General features: G+C 75.7%; 17 protein-coding genes. 16 read left to right on the top strand and 1 reads right to left on the bottom strand.

Annotated elements, in window-relative coordinates; translation table 11 throughout:
* Window positions 1–147 precede the first annotated feature (147 nt).
* The 12 genes from rplU to ASG36_RS02620 all read left to right on the top strand — a co-directional run bounded on the left by rplU (window position 148) and on the right by ASG36_RS02620 (window position 10,845).
* Window positions 148–465, top strand: a complete 318-nt coding sequence (gene rplU / locus ASG36_RS02675; protein ID WP_055759119.1) for a 50S ribosomal protein L21 — start codon at window positions 148–150, stop codon at window positions 463–465.
* A gap of 7 nt (window positions 466–472) precedes the next feature.
* Window positions 473–748: a 50S ribosomal protein L27 gene (gene rpmA / locus ASG36_RS02670; RefSeq protein ID WP_055759116.1), complete on the top strand. Its 276-nt coding sequence runs from the start codon at window positions 473–475 to the stop codon at window positions 746–748.
* A gap of 102 nt (window positions 749–850) precedes the next feature.
* On the top strand, window positions 851–2,362 hold the full coding sequence (gene obgE / locus ASG36_RS02665; RefSeq protein ID WP_055759113.1) for a GTPase ObgE: 1,512 nt from the start codon (window positions 851–853) through the stop codon (window positions 2,360–2,362).
* Window positions 2,359–3,492: a glutamate 5-kinase gene (proB, locus tag ASG36_RS02660; RefSeq protein ID WP_055759110.1), complete on the top strand. Its 1,134-nt coding sequence runs from the start codon at window positions 2,359–2,361 to the stop codon at window positions 3,490–3,492. The genes obgE and proB overlap by 4 nt, the downstream gene beginning before the upstream one ends.
* Before the next feature lie 13 nt (window positions 3,493–3,505).
* On the top strand, window positions 3,506–3,985 hold the full coding sequence (def, locus tag ASG36_RS02655) for a peptide deformylase (protein ID WP_055759107.1): 480 nt from the start codon (window positions 3,506–3,508) through the stop codon (window positions 3,983–3,985).
* A gap of 10 nt (window positions 3,986–3,995) precedes the next feature.
* Complete coding sequence (locus ASG36_RS02650; RefSeq protein WP_082522734.1) at window positions 3,996–5,273, top strand: glutamate-5-semialdehyde dehydrogenase; 1,278 nt, start codon at window positions 3,996–3,998, stop codon at window positions 5,271–5,273.
* 20 nt (window positions 5,274–5,293) lie between these two features.
* Window positions 5,294–6,184, top strand: a complete 891-nt coding sequence (locus tag ASG36_RS02645) for a MoxR family ATPase (RefSeq protein ID WP_055759102.1) — start codon at window positions 5,294–5,296, stop codon at window positions 6,182–6,184.
* On the top strand, window positions 6,184–7,596 hold the full coding sequence (locus tag ASG36_RS02640) for a VWA domain-containing protein (RefSeq protein WP_055759099.1): 1,413 nt from the start codon (window positions 6,184–6,186) through the stop codon (window positions 7,594–7,596). The genes ASG36_RS02645 and ASG36_RS02640 overlap by 1 nt, the downstream gene beginning before the upstream one ends.
* A 288-nt stretch (window positions 7,597–7,884) precedes the next feature.
* Entirely contained in the window at window positions 7,885–8,616 is a 732-nt protein-coding gene (gene nadD / locus ASG36_RS02635) for a nicotinate-nucleotide adenylyltransferase (protein ID WP_235494501.1), read from the top strand.
* Entirely contained in the window at window positions 8,613–9,161 is a 549-nt protein-coding gene (rsfS, locus tag ASG36_RS21355) for a ribosome silencing factor (RefSeq protein WP_082522733.1), read from the top strand. The genes nadD and rsfS overlap by 4 nt, the downstream gene beginning before the upstream one ends.
* Window positions 9,158–9,967: a histidine phosphatase family protein gene (locus tag ASG36_RS02625; protein WP_055759096.1), complete on the top strand. Its 810-nt coding sequence runs from the start codon at window positions 9,158–9,160 to the stop codon at window positions 9,965–9,967. The genes rsfS and ASG36_RS02625 overlap by 4 nt, the downstream gene beginning before the upstream one ends.
* A gap of 20 nt (window positions 9,968–9,987) precedes the next feature.
* Entirely contained in the window at window positions 9,988–10,845 is an 858-nt protein-coding gene (locus ASG36_RS02620; protein ID WP_055759093.1) for a DegV family protein, read from the top strand.
* Between the two features lie 11 nt (window positions 10,846–10,856).
* Here ASG36_RS02620 and ASG36_RS02615 read toward each other — a convergent pair whose 3' ends face one another.
* Window positions 10,857–12,428 (bottom strand): hypothetical protein, encoded by a 1,572-nt coding sequence (locus ASG36_RS02615; protein ID WP_055759090.1) that lies wholly within the window; start codon window positions 12,426–12,428, stop codon window positions 10,857–10,859.
* Between the two features lie 110 nt (window positions 12,429–12,538).
* Between ASG36_RS02615 and ASG36_RS02610 the strand changes: the two genes are divergently transcribed.
* The 4 genes from ASG36_RS02610 to holA all read left to right on the top strand — a co-directional run bounded on the left by ASG36_RS02610 (window position 12,539) and on the right by holA (window position 17,654).
* Window positions 12,539–13,423, top strand: coding sequence for a ComEA family DNA-binding protein (locus ASG36_RS02610; RefSeq protein WP_055759087.1), 885 nt, complete (start codon window positions 12,539–12,541; stop codon window positions 13,421–13,423).
* Between the two features lie 23 nt (window positions 13,424–13,446).
* Window positions 13,447–14,091 carry a 5,6-dimethylbenzimidazole synthase gene (gene bluB, locus ASG36_RS02605; protein WP_055759084.1) on the top strand — a complete coding sequence of 215 codons (645 nt, stop codon included), beginning with the start codon at window positions 13,447–13,449 and terminating at the stop codon, window positions 14,089–14,091.
* Window positions 14,092–14,196: 105 nt separating this feature from the next.
* Window positions 14,197–16,782, top strand: a complete 2,586-nt coding sequence (locus ASG36_RS21350) for a ComEC/Rec2 family competence protein (protein ID WP_082522732.1) — start codon at window positions 14,197–14,199, stop codon at window positions 16,780–16,782.
* Window positions 16,686–17,654, top strand: coding sequence for a DNA polymerase III subunit delta (holA, locus tag ASG36_RS02600; protein ID WP_235494743.1), 969 nt, complete (start codon window positions 16,686–16,688; stop codon window positions 17,652–17,654). Before ASG36_RS21350 ends, holA begins: the two co-directional genes overlap by 97 nt.
* The last annotated feature ends 11 nt before the right edge of the window (window positions 17,655–17,665 follow it).

Raw genomic sequence — 17,665 nt, 5'->3', positions numbered from 1 at the left:
GCTGTCAGGGTTGCTCCGTCCGGAGCGGCTGCTGCCCTGCGCCCCGTGCGCCGCCGGCGGCGCCCCCGGATCGTGAACAGCCCGTCCCGCACACCGGTCCCGACCGGGGTGCGCCCAGGACAACGAAGACCTATCGAGGAGTCAGTGGTGTACGCAGTCGTCAAGGCCGGTGGCAAGCAGCACAAGGTGGTCGTGGGTGACACGTTCACCGTCAACCGCCTGTCCGGAGCAGCTGGTGACACCGTCGCCCTGCCCGCCGTGCTCCTGGTCGACGGGGACACCGTCACCAGCGAGGCCGGTGCCCTCGCGGGGGTCACCGTGACCGGTGAGATCGTCGGGCACGCCAAGGGCCCGAAGATCAAGATCCACAAGTTCAAGAACAAGACCGGCTACCACAAGCGTCAGGGACACCGTCAGCCCCTGACCGACGTCGTCGTCACCGCCATCGACACGAAGAAGGGCTGAGCACCTCATGGCTCACAAGAAGGGCGCATCGTCGTCCCGCAACGGTCGTGACTCGAACTCCCAGCGTCTGGGTGTGAAGCGCTTCGGCGGCCAGGTCGTCAAGGCCGGCGAGATCATCGTCCGCCAGCGCGGCACCCACTTCCACCCGGGTCTCGGCGTCGGCCGCGGCAAGGACGACACCCTCTTCGCGCTCGCCCCGGGCGCCGTGGAGTTCGGCCGCCGTCGTGGCCGCCGCGTCGTCAACGTGCAGGCCGTCGAGCCCGCGCTGGCTCCCGCCGTCTGACCTCAGCACCAGCGTGATCCGGGCCCGGCGGGATCTCCCGCCGGGCCCGTTCGCGTCCCACCCCGCACCCACCGCGCCACCGATCAGAGAGAGGCGGCGATCATGGCCGCTTTCATCGACCGTGTGACCGTGCACGTGTCCGCCGGCAACGGGGGGCACGGCGTCAGCTCCGTGCACCGCGAGAAGTTCAAGCCCCTGGGCGGCCCCGACGGGGGCAACGGCGGGGACGGCGGGGACGTCGTCCTCGAGGTCGACTCCGGCGTCCACACCCTGCTGGACTTCCACCACCACCCGCACCAGAAGGCCCCCAACGGCAAGCCGGGCGCCGGCAGCAACCGCAACGGCGCCCGCGGCGAGGACGCCGTGCTGCGCGTCCCCGAGGGCACCGTCGTGACCACCGCCGACGGTGAGGTCCTCGCCGACCTGATGGGCATCGGCACCCGGGTCGTCATCGCCGCCGGCGGGCGGGGCGGGCTCGGCAACGCCGCACTGGCCAACGCCCGGCGCAAGGCCCCCGGCTTCGCCCTGCTCGGCGAACCCGGCGAGACCGTGGACGCCGTCCTCGAGCTCAAGAGCGTCGCCGACGTCGGCCTGGTCGGGTTCCCCTCGGCCGGGAAGTCCTCGCTGGTCGCGGCGATGAGCGCGGCCAAGCCCAAGATCGCCGACTACCCGTTCACCACCCTGGTGCCCAACCTGGGCGTCATCCGCTCCGGTGGGGTCACCTACACGATGGCCGACGTCCCCGGCCTGATCCCCGGTGCCTCCACCGGGCGCGGCCTGGGCCTGCAGTTCCTCCGGCACGTCGAGCGCTGTGCCGTGCTGGTGCACGTGGTCGACATGGCCACGATGGAGCCCGGCCGCGACCCCGAGACCGACATCGCGGCGCTGGAGCACGAGCTCGCGCTGTACTCCACCGACCAGTCGCCCGAGGGCGAGGACGCCGGCGAGGGCATCGACCTGGTCGGCCGGCTGAAGATCGCCGTGCTGAACAAGATCGACGTCCCGGACGGTCGCGAGCTGGTCGACCTGGTACGCACCGCCCTGGAGGCCCGCGGACTGCAGGTCTTCCCGATCAGCGCGGTCACCGGCGAGGGCCTGCCCGAGCTCGGCTACGCCCTGGCGTCCGCGGTCGAGGCGCACCGCGCCTCGCTGCCCGCCCCCGAGGCCACCCGGATCACCCTCACCCCCCGCGCGGTCGACGACGGCGGCTTCACCGTCGAGCCCGACCCGCGCACCGACGGCTGGATGGTCCTGGGCGTCCGCCCCTCCCGCTGGGTGCGGCAGACCGACTTCAGCAACGACGAGGCCGTGGGCTACCTCGCCGACCGGCTCAACCGGCTCGGCGTGGAGATCGCGTTGGCCAAGGCCGGGGCCAAGCCCGGCGACGCGATCACCGTCGGCGACGTCACCTTCGACTGGGAGCCCACGCTGCCCGCCGGCACGCTCACCGTCGAGGAGACCGCCGGCCTGGGTGGCCGTGGCACCGACGTCCGGCTGGAGAACAACACCCGGCCGCGCGCCGAGGACCGGCTCGCGGCCAAGAAGCTGCGCCGCACGCCCTACGAGCTCATCGAGGAGTACCCCGACGAGCTGTGGAACGACGACCGGGCATGAGCACCCGGGCCGACGTCGCCGGGGCGCACCGGGTCGTGGTCAAGGTGGGGTCCTCCTCGCTGACCACGCTGGCCGACGGGCTGGACACCGAGCGCCTGCGTGCCCTGGTCGACGTGCTCGCCGCGCTGCGGGCCGACGGCCGGGAGGTCGTGCTCGTCTCCTCCGGGGCGATCGCGGCCGGCCTGGCCCCGCTCGGGCTCACCGGGAAGCCCCGTGACCTGGCCACCGCCCAGGCCGCGGCCAGCGTCGGTCAGCTCCGGCTGGTGCAGACCTACGCCGACGCCTTCGCCGCGCACGGGGTCACCGTCGGGCAGGTGCTGCTCACCGCCGACGACCTGACCCGGCGCGGGCACTACCGCAACGCCCGGCAGACCGTCGACCGGCTCCTCGCCCTCGGGGTGCTGCCGATCGTCAACGAGAACGACACCGTGGCCACCGAGGAGATCCGGTTCGGCGACAACGACCGGCTCGCTGCCATGGTCGCCCACCTCGCCGTCGCCGACGCCCTGGTGCTGCTGTCCGACGTCGACGGCGTCCACGACGGCGACCCGCGGACCGGTCCGACGCAGAGGATCGACACCGTGCACACCGCCGAGGACCTCGCCGCGGTCACGCTGGGCTCGGCCTCGCGCAACGGCGTGGGCACCGGCGGGATGGCCACCAAGGTCGAGGCCGCGCTCATCGCCGCCAACGCCGGGGTGCCCGTCGTCGTCACCTCCACGCCCCAGGCCGGCGCCGCGCTGGCCGGGGAACCGGTGGGCACGCTGTTCGCCGCCCGCGGCCGCCGTCCCTCGGCCCGGCAGTTCTGGCTGCGGTACGCCACCCGCCCGCGGGGCCGGGTGCTGCTGGACGCCGGTGCGGTCACCGCGGTGGTCGAGCGGGGCGCCTCGCTGCTGGCCGCCGGCATCACCGGCGTGGTGGGGGACTTCCTGGCCGACGACCCGGTGGAGCTCGCCGGACCGGACGGCGTCGTCGTGGCCCGGGGCCTGGTGTCCTACGACGCACGCGAGCTGCCCGCGGTGCTCGGCCGCAAGACCGCCGACCTGGACCCCGAGCACCGCCGCGAGGTCGTGCACCGCGACGAGATGGTGCTGGTCCGGGCACGGCTCTCGACCGATCCGGTCGCCTGAGAGACTGCTCGGCGTGGCACTCCGTCCCATCCGTGAACTCGGCGACCCGGTGCTCCGCACCCCCTGCGACCCGGTCCGGTCCTTCGACCGTCAGCTGGCCGACCTGGTCCGCGACCTCGAGGAGACCGTCGACCACCCCGGCCGCGCCGGGCTGGCCGCCAACCAGATCGGCGTCTCGCTGCGGGTCTTCTCCTACAACGTGGACGGCGTCATCGGCCACCTGGTCAACCCGGTGATCACCGAGCGGTCCGACGAGACCCAGGACGGCGACGAGGGCTGCCTGTCCGTCCCCGGGTTGTTCGCCCCCACCGTGCGGGCGATGCACTGCGTCGCCGAGGGCGTCGACGTGCACGGCGAGTCGCTGCGGCTGGAGGGGGAGGGCCTGATGGCCCGCTGCCTGCAGCACGAGGTGGACCACCTCGACGGGAAGGTCTTCCTCGACCGGCTGGTGGGCGACGCCCGCAAGCAGGCCTTCCGGGCGCTCCGCGGCTGAGCAGTCAGCCCTGACGGCTGAGTACATTGCACGAGTGCCCGACGTCTCCGCCCTGCCGCTGATCGGTGCCGCGGCCCTGCAGGCCCGTGCGGCCGCCCGGGTGCTGCGCACGCTGCCCACCCAGACCAAGGACGCCGCGCTGCTCGCGATGGCCGACGCGCTGGTGGCGCACACCGAGGACGTGCTGGCCGCCAACGCCGCCGACGTCGAGACCGCCCGCGCCGGTGGCACCCCGGAGTCGGTGCTCGACCGTCTGCGGCTGGACGCCGACCGGGTCGCCGGCACCGCGGACGCGTTGCGCCAGCTGGTCACCCTCCCCGACCCGGTGGGCGACGTCGTCCGCGGGTCCACGCTGGTCAACGGGCTGCAGCTGCGGCAGGTCCGGGTGCCCCTCGGCGTGGTCGGGATCGTCTACGAGGCCCGCCCCAACGTCACCGTCGACGCCGCCGGGCTGTGCCTGAAGAGCGGCAACGCGGCGCTGCTGCGCGGTTCGGCCTCGGCGTACCGCACCAACGAGGCGCTGGTCGCCGTCCTCACCGAGGCCGCCGAGAAGACCGGCCTGCCCGCCGGGTCGATCGCGCTGCTGCCGGCCGACCGGGCCTCGGTCGGGGAGCTGCTGCACGCCCGCGGCCTGGTCGACGTGGTGATCCCGCGCGGGGGAGCGGCCCTCATCCAGCGGGTGGTCACCGAGTCGACCGTCCCGGTGATCGAGACCGGCGTCGGCAACTGCCACGTCTACGTGGACGCCTCCGCCGACGGCGCGATGGCCGAGGCGATCGTGCTCAACGCCAAGACCCACCGGGTCAGCGTCTGCAACTCCGCGGAGTCGCTGCTGGTGCACGCGGACTCCCCGCACCTGGGTCGGCTGCTCACCGCGCTGGTGGACGCCGGGGTCACGCTGCACGGGGACGACGCGGCGCAGGCGGCCCACCCGGCCGTCGTCCCGGCCACCGACGAGGACTGGGCCACCGAGTACCTGTCGATGGACATGGCCGTGCGGGTCGTCGCCGACCTGCCGACGGCCCTGGACCACATCGCCACCTGGGGCAGCGGGCACTCCGAGGCGATCGTCGCGGACTCCGCGACCGCGATCGCCGACTTCACCGCCGGGGTCGACGCCGCTGCCGTGCTGGTCAACGCCTCCACCCGGTTCACCGACGGCGGGGAGTTCGGCTTCGGTGCCGAGATCGGCATCTCCACCCAGAAGCTGCACGCCCGCGGCCCGCTCGGCCTGCCCGAGCTGACCTCGACCACCTACGTCGTGACCGGTTCCGGTCACACCCGCTGAGCCCGTCCCCGAGGAGCCCCGTGCCCGCGCAGCCGCTGCAGTCCGCCCAGTTCGCCGACGTGGCGGACGTGACCGCCCGGCTCTCGGCCGCGGGGTACCTGCCCGACGCCCAGATCGCGACCACCGTCTTCCTGGCCGACCGGCTGGGCAAGCCGCTGCTGGTCGAGGGCCCCGCCGGGGTGGGCAAGACCGAGCTGGCCAAGGCACTGGCCACCGCGACGTCCTCGGAGCTCATCCGGCTGCAGTGCTACGAGGGGCTGGACGAGGCCCGGGCGCTGTACGAGTGGAACTACAAGAAGCAGCTGCTGCGCATCCAGGCGTCCCAGAACAGCGCGGACGGCGGTGACTGGGGAGACCTGCACGACGACGTGTTCGGTGAGGAGTTCCTGCTGTCCCGCCCGCTGCTCACCGCCATCCGGCGCACCGGGCCGACCGTGCTCCTCATCGACGAGACCGACAAGGCCGACGTCGAGGTGGAGGGCCTGCTGCTGGAGGTGCTCAGCGACTTCCAGGTCACCATCCCCGAGATCGGCACCATCGTGGCCACCCGACGTCCGCTGGTGGTGCTGACCTCCAACGCCACCCGTGAGCTGTCCGAGGCACTCAAGCGCCGCTGCCTCTACCTGTCGCTGGACTACCCCAGCGCCGAGCGGGAGCGGGAGATCGTGCTGTCCCGGGTGCCCGACCTGGCACCCGCGCTGGCCGACCAGCTGGTCCGCACCGTGCGGGCGCTGCGGGCGCTGGAGCTGAAGAAGTCCCCGTCGATCTCGGAGACGCTGGACTGGGCGCAGACGCTGCTGGCGCTGGGCTTCGACACCCTGGACTCCGACGCGGTGAAGGCCACGCTCGGCGTCGTCCTCAAGCACGCCAGCGACCAGACCCGGGCCGCGGCCGAGCTGCGGCTGAACTGATGGACGCCCCGGCCACGGGCGGGCTGGTCGCCCACCTGGACGGGTTCGTCCGGGCGGTGCGCGAGGCCGGCATCCCGGTCGGCATCACCGGCGCGGTCGACGCCGCCCAGGTGCTCACCGTGGTGGACCTGCTCGACCGGGAGCAGCTTCGGCACGGCCTGGCCGCTGTGCTGCTGCAGCGGGCGGCCCAGCGGGCGACCTACGACGTGCTGTTCGACCTGTGGTGGCCGCTGTCGGACCGGCCGGTGGTGCCTGCCGCCGCGGACGAGCCGGCCGACACCGACCCGGACGACGGGGTTCCCGACGCCGACCGGATGGCCGCGCTGGCCGCGGAGCTGCGGGCCGAGCTCCTGGCGAAGCTGCAGGACGGCGACGACGAGGAGCTGCGCCGCTTCGCCCGGCTCGCGGTGGAGGTGCTGGGTCAGGGGCAGCCCTCGCCGTCCGGGCAGTCGTTCTTCTCCTACCGGGTACTGCGTGCGCTGTCCCCGGACACGCTGGTCGCCCAGCTGCTGGCCGGCCTGCTCGGGGACGCCCCCCGCGGCGGGCTGGACGAGCAGGTGGCCCGGCAGACCGTCCGCGAGCGGCTGGCCACCTTCCGGGCCGCCGTGGAGGCCGAGGTGCGCCGCCGGTCGGCCGCCGAGCGGGGGCGGGACCGGGTGGCCCGCACCGCTGTCAAGCCGCTGGCCGACCAGGTCGACTTCCTCCGCGCCCAGTCCGCCGACCTCGCCGAGCTGCGCCGGTCGGTGGCCCCGCTGGCCCGGCGGCTGGCCGCCCGGCTCTCGGCCCGCCGTCGGCTGGGCCGCGACGGCCGGCTGGACTTCCGCAAGACCGTGCGGGCCTCGCTGGCCACCGGGGGCGTGCCGGTGGTCACCCACCACAAGCCGCGGGCGGTGCACAAGCCCGAGCTCGTGGTGCTGTGCGACATCAGCGGCTCGGTCGCCGGGTTCAGCCACTTCACCCTGATGCTCACCCAGGCGCTGCGCGAGCACTTCTCCGGTGTCCGGGCCTTCGCGTTCGTGGACTCCACCGACGAGGTCACCCGGTTCTTCGCACCCGGTGCCGACGTCGCCGACGCCGTGCAGCGGATCGGCCGGGAGGCCGACGTGGTGTCCTTCGACGGGCACAGCGACTACGGCAACGCCTTCGAGGTGTTCGCCGAGAAGTGGCCCGGCGCCGTCGGTCCCAAGACGTCCCTGCTGGTGCTGGGCGACGGCCGGACCAACTACCGGCAGCCCGGCCTGCCGGTGCTCGCCGACCTGGTGCGCCGCTCCCGCTCGGCCTACTGGCTCAACCCGGAGCCGCGTCGGTTGTGGGGGAGCGGTGACTCCGCGGCCGACCGGTACGGCGAGGTGCTGCCGATGATCGAGGTGCGCACCGCGGCCCAACTGGCGGACTTCGTCACGACGCTCTGAGCAGGTCGTTCGCCGTGGCAACGGTCCCGCTGACGAAATACCGGCCGTGGGCGTATCCAGAACCCCCCCGGTGCCGTTTCTCAGGACGGATCCGGCAGCTGCACCGCCGGTCCGCTGCAGGACCCGGGACGGCGCGAGCCGGCCGCTCCGGGCGATCGGCGACACGGGGGCGCCGGTCGCGGTGCGAGGTCCGGTCGGGGTGGCGGTGACGCCCTCCGGCCGGGCTGCTGTCGTCCCTGCCGTCTCGCTGTCCGACCCCCGCGTGCCGTCCCGGGCTAGGCTCGGACGGTGGCAGGCAGTCGACTGGGCGTGATGGGCGGGACGTTCGACCCCGTGCACCACGGTCACCTCGTCGCCGCCAGCGAGGTCGCGAGCCTGTTCGGGCTCGACGAGGTGGTCTTCGTGCCGACCGGTGAGCCCTGGCAGAAGGCCGACCGCGAGGTCAGTCCCGCCGAGGACCGCTACCTGATGACGGTCATCGCCACCGCCTCCAACCCGAGGTTCTCCGTCAGCCGGGTCGACGTCGACCGCGGCACCACCACCTACACGATCGACACGCTCACCGACCTGCGCCGGCAACGGCCCGACGCCGAGCTGTTCTTCATCACCGGCGCCGACGCCCTGGCCCAGATCGTGGGCTGGCGGGACACCGAGCGGCTCTTCGACCTGGCGCACTTCGTCGGGGTCACCCGGCCCGGCTACCAGCTGGCCGACGCCGACCTGCCGCACGGGGCGGTGAGCCTGGTCGAGATCCCCGCCCTGGCGATCAGCTCCACCGACTGCCGGGAACGCGTCGCCCGGGGTATGCCGGTCTGGTATCTCGTCCCCGACGGCGTCGTGCAGTACATCGAGAAGCGCGGCCTCTACCAGGACGGCCGCCCGCCGACCCCGCCCGGGCAGCTGCTGCCCGGCACCGCGGTCCGGCACCTCGGTGCACCGCCCGTCCTGCACACCGCCACACCCCCCGCCGGGCCCACCCCGGGCACCGGCACCACCGAGCTCCAGGAGACACCCCGATGACCGCCTCGACAGAGGCCCGCGACACCGCGCTGTGGGCCGCCCAGGCCGCAGCCGACAAGCTCGCCACCGACGTGTCCATCGTCGACGTCAGCGACCGGCTGGCCATCACCGACGCCTTCGTGCTGGCCTCGGCACCCAGCGAACGCCAGGTCCAGGCCATCGTCGACGGCGTGGAGGAGGCCCTGCGCGAGCACGGCCTCAAGCCCGTTCGTCGCGAGGGCGTGGCCGAGGCACGTTGGGTCCTGCTGGACTTCGTCGACGTCGTGGTGCACGTCCAGCACGCCGAGGAGCGGGCCTACTACTCCCTCGAGCGGCTCTGGAAGGACTGCCCGACCATCCCCTTCACCGACGCCGCGCTCGCTGCCGCCGGCCGCTCGCAGCCGGCGACCGGGGACGTGACCGTCGACGGCGTGACCGACGACGTGGCTCCTGCCGACGAGGCCGGGGACGTGGTCTCCGGTGGCGTGTCCGGGGAGGGCGAGTCGGCCGAGGCCGCGCTCGACCCGGCGACCGCGCACGCGCCCGAGGCCGACACCACCCGATGAGCCAGGGCGCCCCCGCCGCGCCCCCCGCCGTCGCACCACCCCGGGTCACCCGGCTGCTGGTGTGGCGGCACGGGCGCACCGAGTGGAACGCCAGTGGTCGCTTCCAGGGCCAGCTCGACCCGCCGCTGGACGCGACCGGCCGTCGGCAGGCGGTGGACGCCGCCGACGACCTGGTCACCTCCGGCCTCCCCGCCGACGCCCTCGTGGTCAGCAGCGACCTGGTCCGTGCCCGGGAGACCGCGCAGGCCCTCGGCGACCGGCTCGGCGTCCCGGTGCGGGTCGACGAGCGGCTGCGCGAGCACGGGCTGGGCAGCTGGGAGGGCCGCACCCGGGACGAGGTCGCCCGCGACCTCCCCGATCAGTACGCGGACTGGATGGCTGGGCGGCCCGTGCGCGGGCGCGGCGGCGAGGACCCGGCCGAGGTCGCCCGTCGCGCCCAGGCGGCCCTGGCCGACCTCCCCGCGGCACCGGTCGCCGTGGTGGTCACCCACGGCGGCACCGGGGGCCGGCTGATCGAGGCGCTGCTGGGTCTGGGCCCGGAGCACCGCCGGGTGTTCGGTCCACTGGCCAACTGCCACTGGACCGAGCTGGCCTTCCAGGGCACCCGGTGGCGGGTGCTGCGGCACAACGTCGGTGCCCCCTCGGCCGGACCCGGTGAGGGTGCCGCCCGGCGGTCGGGCGCCGACACCGGACCCGACGTCGCCGAGGCCGCCGGGGTCTCCGACGCGCCCCTGGACCGTGGCGCGACCCCCGACGACGCCGCCCCTGCTGCCGGCGCGCCCACCGACGCCGACGCCGGGCTCTGAGCGACGGCTAGCCTCCGGGCATGTCCGTCGCCGTGGTCACCGACTCCACGGCCTACCTCCCCGACGACCTGACCGCCGCGTTCGGCATCGAGGTCGTCCCGCTCTACGTGGTGCTGACCGGGCGGTCCGGTCGCGAGGGCCTGGACGTCAGCCCGGCCGACGTGGCCGGCACCCTGGCCGTGCGGGGGCAGCACGTCACCACCTCGCGGCCCACGCCGGGGGACTTCGTCGCGGCCTACCGTCGCCGCCTGGACGCCGGTGCCGACCGGGTGGTGTCGGTGCACCTGTCCAGCGAGCTGTCGGGCACCTGGGACGCCGCCCGGCTGGCCGCCGCCCAGGTCGGTACGCACGTGGTGAGCGTGGTCGACAGCCGGCAGGCCGCGATGGGCTCGGGCTTCGCGGTGCTCGCCGCTGCCCGCGCCGCGGCTGCCGGCCGCTCCGCCGAGGAGGTCGCCGCGGCCGCCCGCCGGACCGCCGCGGCCACCCGGACGCTCTTCGTCGTCGACACCCTGGAGCACCTGCGCCGCGGGGGCCGGATCGGCCCGGCTGCAGCCGCGCTGGGCACCGCATTGGCCGTGAAGCCCGTGCTGCACGTCGAGGACGGTCGCATCGTCGCCCTGGAGAAGGTCCGGACGACGACGCGGGCGGTGGCCAAGATGGTGCAGCGGGTCGTGGACCTCGCTGCCGGTGCGCCGGTCTCGGTGGCGGTGCACCACCTCGCCGCCCCGGAACGGGCCCGGGCGCTGGCCGAGGAGCTGCGGTCGCGGTTGCCCGCACTGCGTGGCGAGGTCCACCTGGCCGAGCTCGGTGCTGCGATCGGTGCGCACGTGGGCCCCGGTGCGGTGGGTGTGGTCGTCGACCCGACCGACCGAGACTGAGCCGGCCGGCTTCAGCCGGCGCAGTGCCCCCGGGGCCGCCAGGCACTGCTGAGCGTCACCGGGCCCGGTGAGCCGACCCGGAGCAGGACGGTGCCCGGGGTCGGACCGGGTGCCACGCAGGCGTCCCCGGCGGTCACGTCCAGGTGGTCGGACCAGAAGAGCGACAGCTCGACCCGTCCGACCTCGGCGGCGGTCAGCGCCACCGACCGCCGGTCGCTGCCGGTCAGCACCGCGTCGCCGGCCAGCACCAGACCGGGCCCGTCCACCGCGTAGAGCGTCCACGTGTCGTCGGACCACACCGGGGACAACCCGGGCACCCCGCGGCGCACCAGCGTGGCCTCCCGGCGGGCTGCCCAGTCCGGACGCCGGTCCGTCAGCGCCACCCAGGAGACCCCCCGGTCGCGCAGCCAGCCCAGGTAGCTGCCGGCGTCCAGCGACCCGTCGTAGAAGACCGGGTTGCGGGCCAGGTCGAGCTGGCGCGTCCAGCCGCGGGCCAGGGGGACGGTGTCGGCCAGCAGCGACTCCTGGTGGGTGGCCAGCGGCACGACCTCGACCCGGCCGACCGGCCCCCGACGCGCCAGCTCGGCCAGCAGCCCGGCGCTGCCGGTCCGGGCCACCGCGTCGTCCAGGCCGCCCCGGGGGGAGAGGTCGCCGGGCACCAGCGGCGGGAGCAGCCAGGTCACCAGGGCGGCGGCCAGCGCCACCAGCACCCGGTCCCGACGGGCCAGCCCCACCAGCACCGGCACTGCGAACAGCAGCACCAGCCGGGTCGCGTTCGACCCGACCGGGTCCGGGACAGCCCAGGCGAGCAGCAGGCCGGCCGCGGTGAGCCCCGCGCCCACCCGGGCCACCGGCTGGTCCGGGCCGAGCACGGCGACGACCACGAGGGCGGCCAGCACCGCGGCGGCCATCTGGTGGGCCGAGCCGGTCATCGGGCCGCCGGCCGCGCCCAGGCCCACCATCGCCGCCAGCGGGAGGCCCGCCCCGATCGTCAGGGCGACCGCGTCGGCGGTGTGGCGCAGCGGCCGTCCGGAACCGCAGACCCAGGCGACGGCGGCGAGCCCCAGGAACACGGCCACCACCGGGCTCAGGCCCCCGGCCACGGCGGCCAGGACGGCCGTGCCCACCGTCCGCCGGACCGGCGGCCAGCGGCGGCCGGCCACGCAGAGGGCGAGGAGTCCCACGGCGAGACCCAGGGCGAACGTCGTCCGGCCCGACAGCTGGTCGGCCCCGAACGCGAGCGCCGCGGTGGCCCCCGCCGCGACCAGACGGACCGCACCGGCCCGCCGGAGCAGGGCCGTCGTGGCGGTCGCTCCGACCACCGTGGCGAGGACGCCGGGCACCGCCGGGCCGGCCCAGGACATCAGCCAGGGCGAGAGCAGGCTGTAGGAGACGGCGGGCGAGCCGGCGTACCAGCCCAGGTCCACCGGCTGGTCGCCCCCCGAGGCCGCCCAGGAGGCCCACCACTGCTGGGCCACCAGGTCGGCCCCCACCCAGGGCAGGAGCTCGACCAGCACGGCCACGGCCAGCGCGAGGACGGCGGTGGTGCGCAGCGGGTCGAGAGGTCGGGTCCACGTGCGCACGCTGACCCCCTCCCGCCCGGTCCTGCTGCCCGTCGTCCACACCAGGGTGCGTTGTCCACAGATGTGCCGGGGGCAGCAGGTGGGCCCCCACGCCGTCCTAGCGTGCCGCCGTGCTGTTCTCCTCGCGCCGCGACGACGACGCCGACGTCATCCGGGCCCGCCTGCGTGCCCTGCTCGACGACGGGTCCGCCCGCCGGGGCTGGCTGCCCGAGGACGACGCCGACGACGACGCGTGGGGCGACGACGTGGCGACGGTGCCCGTTCCGCCCCACGGCCGCACCCCGGGGCGGGTCGCACCGGTCGGCGCCCCCGACACCGGCGACCCCTCCGAGGGCCCTGTCGACCGCGTGGGCCGGCACCGCGCCGCCGGCACCGAGGTGCGGGTGCCCCCCGGTCGCTCCGGGGCGCGGGCGATGTGGATCGCGGCCGTCCTGGCCGGGGCGCTGGTCGTCGGGTGGAGCTGGCTGGGCCGGCCCGCCGTGGACCCGGCGCCGGTCCCCGGCGCCGCCGTGTCCTCAGCACCCGCTGCGGCGACCGTGCCGCCGTCCCCGAGCACGGCCGCCGCCGCGGAGTCCGTGGTCGTCGTCGCCGTGGTCGGGCAGGTGGTCTCCCCGGGCCTGGTCACCCTGCCGGCGGGGTCGCGGGTGGCCGACGCGCTCGCCGCGGCGGGCGGGCTGCTGCCCGAGGCCGACCCGGCGTCGGTCAACGCCGCTGCCCTGGTGACCGACGGCCAGCAGATCGCGGTCGGGGTCCCCGGCGCCGGGCCCGCCCCGGCCGCCGACGGCACCCCGGCGGTGGCCGGGGGACCGGTCGACCTGAACACCGCCACGGTCGCCGACCTCGACACCCTGCCCGGCATCGGTCCGGTGCTGGCCCAGCGGATCGTCGACCACCGCACGGAGTCCGGGGCGTTCACCTCCGTCGAACAGCTCGACGACGTCAGCGGCATCGGCCCCGCCCTCTACGCCGAGGTCTCCCCACTGGTCACCGTCTGAGGGGCGCGCGGTGGGATGGGGGCATGGGCGACGGGCTGCACGATCTGTACGAGGTCATCCACTCCCGGCGGGACGTGCGCCGGGAGTTCGTCGGGGGACCGGTCGAGCCGGCGGTGCTGCGGCGGGTGCTGGAGGCCGCGCACGCGGCACCGAGCGTCGGGCTGACCCAGCCCTGGGACTTCGTGCTGGTCCGTGACGACGGGCTGCGGTCCGCGTTCCAGACCCACGTCGCGGCCGAGCGGGAGGTCTTCGACGCGACCCTGGACGCCGGGCAGGCATCGACCTTCGCCCGCATCTCCGTCGAGGGGGTGCTCCAGTCGTCGCTGGGCGTCGTCGTCACCTACGACCCCACCCGTGGTGCACCGACGGTGCTGGGTCGGCACGCGATCGCCGACGCCGGCCTCTACTCGACCTGCCTGGCGATCCAGAACCTGTGGCTGGCCGCGACCGCCGAGGGCTGGGGAGTGGGGTGGGTGTCCTTCTACCGGGAGCCCTTCCTGCGTGAGCTGCTCGGGATCCCCGCGCACGTCCGCCCGGTCGCCTGGCTCTGCGTCGGCCCGGTCGAGGGGCTGCAGGACGTCCCCGACCTGGAGCGGCACGGTTGGCGTCGGCGGCGGTCGCTGGACGAGGCGCTGCACGCCGACCGCTGGGGCACCCCCGCCCCGTAGCAGCCCGGCGGTGCCCGTGCCGGCCGTCGTCCACACCGGGGAGCGGCGTCCACACCTCCCGGGAGACCGCACCGGGCGACCGAGGCTCTCCCTAGCGTCCGATCCGTGCAGCGGCGACGGGTCTGGGAGCGCTGGTCGTGGGTCGACCTGCGGCTGGTCCCGCCCGCCCTCACCGTCTGGTCGCTCACCCTGCTCCTCCCGGTGCTCCCGCCGCCGGTGCTGCTGGTCCTGCCGGCGGCCGCAGCCCTCTTGGCACTGGCCACGGGCCGACTGCTCCGCGGCCCCCGCCGCTGGGCCGTCGTGGCCTGTCTCGCCGCCGTGGCGGTGACCGCGGTGCTGGCCTCGGTGCGGGCGGGGGAGCGGTCGGCGTCGCCGCTGCCCGCGCTGGCCGACCGCGGCGGTGTCGTCGAGGTGGTCCTCACCGTCGACGAGGAGCCCCGGGTGCTCACCGGGGGCGCCGGGCCCGCCCGGGTGCTCGTACCGGGCTCGGTCACCGCCGTCGTCGGTGGCCCGGCGATGCGCCCGGCCCGGGTCCTGGTCTTCGGGCCCGCCGACGAGTGGGACGCGGTGCTGCCGGGTACCGCGGTCACCCTGCGCGCATCGCCCGGTCGGGCGGAGGACGGCGACGACGTGGTCGCCGTGCTGTCCGCCCGGAGCCCGCCGAGCACCGTGGCGCCCGCCGGGGCGGGGCTCCAGGTCGCGGCGGACCTGCGGCGCGGGCTGGCCGACGCCGGCGCCCGGGTGCTGCCGCCGGCCCCGGCCGGTCTGCTGCCCGGCCTCGTCGTGGGCGACACCTCGGGGATGGACCCCCAGGTCACGGCCGACTTCCGCCGCGCCGGGCTGGGCCACCTGACGGCCGTGTCCGGGGCGAACGTGGCCATCGTGCTGGCCCTCCTGCTGTGGCCACTGCGCCGCAGGCTCGTCGACCGGCGGTGGCAGGCCGTCGTCGGCGCCCTCGGGCTGCTCGGCTACGTGGTGCTGGCCCGGCCGAGCCCCAGCGTGCTGCGGGCCGCCGCGATGGGGGCGGTCACGCTGCTCGCCCTGGCCTCCGGGCGCTCCCGGGTCGCGGTGCCCGCCCTGGGCGCTGCGGTCGTCGTGCTGCTCCTGGTCGACCCGCGGCTGGCCGCCGATCCGGGCTTCGCGCTGTCGGTGGTCGCGACCGCGGGCATCGTGCTGCTGTCGCCGGGCTGGTCCCGGTCGTTGCGGCGGCGGGGCACCCCGGTCCTGCTGGCCGACGCGCTCGCGGTCAGCGCCGCGGCCGGACTCGTCACCGCGCCCCTGGTCGCCGGGTTCTCCGGCCTGGTCAGCCTGGTCGCCCTGCCGGCCAACCTGCTGGTCGCACCCGCCGTCGCCCCGGCCACCGTGCTGGGCCTGCTCGCCACCCTCGCCGGCCCGGTCAGCACCCCGGTCGCCGACCTGCTGGTCTGGGCGGCCGGCTGGCCCACCCGCTGGCTGGTGCTGGTCGCCGACCGGGCCGCCGCGGTGCCCGACGGTGCCGGCGGGTGGCCGGCCGGGGTGGGCGGTGCGGTGCTGCTCACCGCGCTGCTCGCCGCCGTGGCCGTCGTGCTCGTGCGCCGGCCACGCACCCGCCCGCTGGCGTTGGCAGCCGTGGTCGGCGTGGTGGTGCTCGGCTGGCCGGTCCGGCAGGTCACCACCGGGTGGCCGGTGCCCGGCAGCGTGCTGGTGGCCTGCGACGTCGGGCAGGGCGACGCCCTCGTCCTGCCGACCGGGCCGGGGGAGGGCGTGCTCGTCGACGCGGGGCCCGACAGCGCACTGGTGGACGACTGCCTCCGCAGGCTCGGCATCGACCGGCTGCCGCTGGTGCTGCTCTCCCACCTGGACGCCGACCACGTCACCGGGCTCGCCGGGGCTCTCGAGGGACGGGACGTCACCGAGGTGCTGACCGGCCCGCTGGCCCCCACCGACGACCGGCTCCCCGCGGTGCGCCGGGTGGCCGAGCGGGCGGGGGCGGCCGTCGGTGTCCTGACGGCGGGGGAGTCCCGCACCGTCGGCAGCGCTCTGGTCGAGGCGCTCGCGCCCGAACCGTCCGACGCGGTGCCCTCGGCGGACCCGAACGGCCTGTCCCTCGTGGTCCGGGTGACCCAGCACGGCCTGCGCCTGCTCCTCACCGGTGACCTGGGGGAGGAGTCCGAGACCCGGATCCTGCGGCGCGGGGTCGACCTGCGCGCCGACGTGCTCAAGGTGCCCCACCACGGCAGCGGGGACGCCGACCCGGACTTCCTCGCCGCCACCGGGGCGCGGGTGGCGCTGGTCTCGGTCGGGGTGGACAACGGCTACGGGCACCCCACCGGCCGGCTGCTCGACTGGCTGGCGGCCGACGGCATGCGGGTGCACCGCACCGACCTCGAGGGCGACCTGGCCGTCGTGGGCTCCGCCGGCTCCTGGGGGGTGGCGGTCCGCGGGCCCGACGAGGTCCAGCGCGCCGTCGCGGCCGGGCCGCCGGACGGCGTGTCCGGGACCGGACGGAGGACCTCCCGGGGCCGTCCCGACCGGGCGTCGCTGTCGGTCCCCCGTGACACGATGAGGTCGTGCCCGTCGCCGCCGCTCCGCCGCCCACGTCGCGCCTGCGGATCGTGGTCGGGGAGGAGGAGCTGCTCCGCTCCCGCGCGGTATCCGCCGTCCGCGCCGCCTCGCTGGAGGCCGACCCGGGCACCGAGGAGCACGAGCTGACAGCCCTCGGGCTGCCCCCCGGGCAGCTGGCGGACGTGCTGGCCCCCTCGCTGTTCGGTGGGCACCGGCTGGTGGTCGTCTGGGGGGTGCACGAGGCCGCCTCCGGGCTGGTCGACTCGCTGCTCAGCTACGCGAAGGAGCCCGACCCCGAGCTGACGCTGGTGCTCGTACACCACGGCGGCAAGCGCAACGAGGCCCTGCTGACCGCCTTCCGCAAGGCCGGCGCCGCGGTGGACGAGTGCCCGAAGGTCGCCTCGGCCGGGGAGCGGATCGCCTTCGTGCGCAACGAGGTGCGGCGGGTCGGCGGCCGGATCACCCCCGACGCCGTGACCGCGCTCGTGGAGGCCGTCGGCAACGACCTGCGCGGGCTGTCGGCGGCCGCCAGCCAGCTGGTCAGCGACTTCGGTGGCTCGATCGACGCCGACGCCGTGGCCCGGTTCCACCGCGGGCAGGCCGAGGTCACCGGGTTCACCGTGGCCGAGCGGGTCCTGGTCGGGGACCACACCGGGTCCATCGAGATGCTGCGCTGGGCGCTGGACCGCGGGGTCCCGCACGTGCTGCTCGCCGACGCCATCGCCGACGGGGTGCGCACCGCCGCCCGGGTCGCCTCGCTCAACACCACCAACATCGGCGAGCTCGCGCGCACCCTCCGGCTGCCGCCGTGGAAGGTCAAGAAGGCCCAGGCGCAGGCCCGGGGCTGGACGATCGACGCACTGCAGCAGGCCATCGGGGTGGCCGCCTCGCTCAACGCCGACGTCAAGGGCGTCGCGGCCAGCGCCGACTACGCGCTGGAACGGGCGGTCCGGCGGATCGTGGCCCTGCGGGTCGAGGCCGGGGCCGGTCGTGGGGCCCGGGTGCCCGCCCGGCGCTGATCACGCCGTGG

Source organism: Geodermatophilus sp. Leaf369 (assembly GCF_001424455.1).
Taxonomy (GTDB): Bacteria; Actinomycetota; Actinomycetes; order Mycobacteriales; family Geodermatophilaceae; genus Klenkia.
This window is presented reverse-complemented; position numbering and strand designations above follow the sequence as displayed.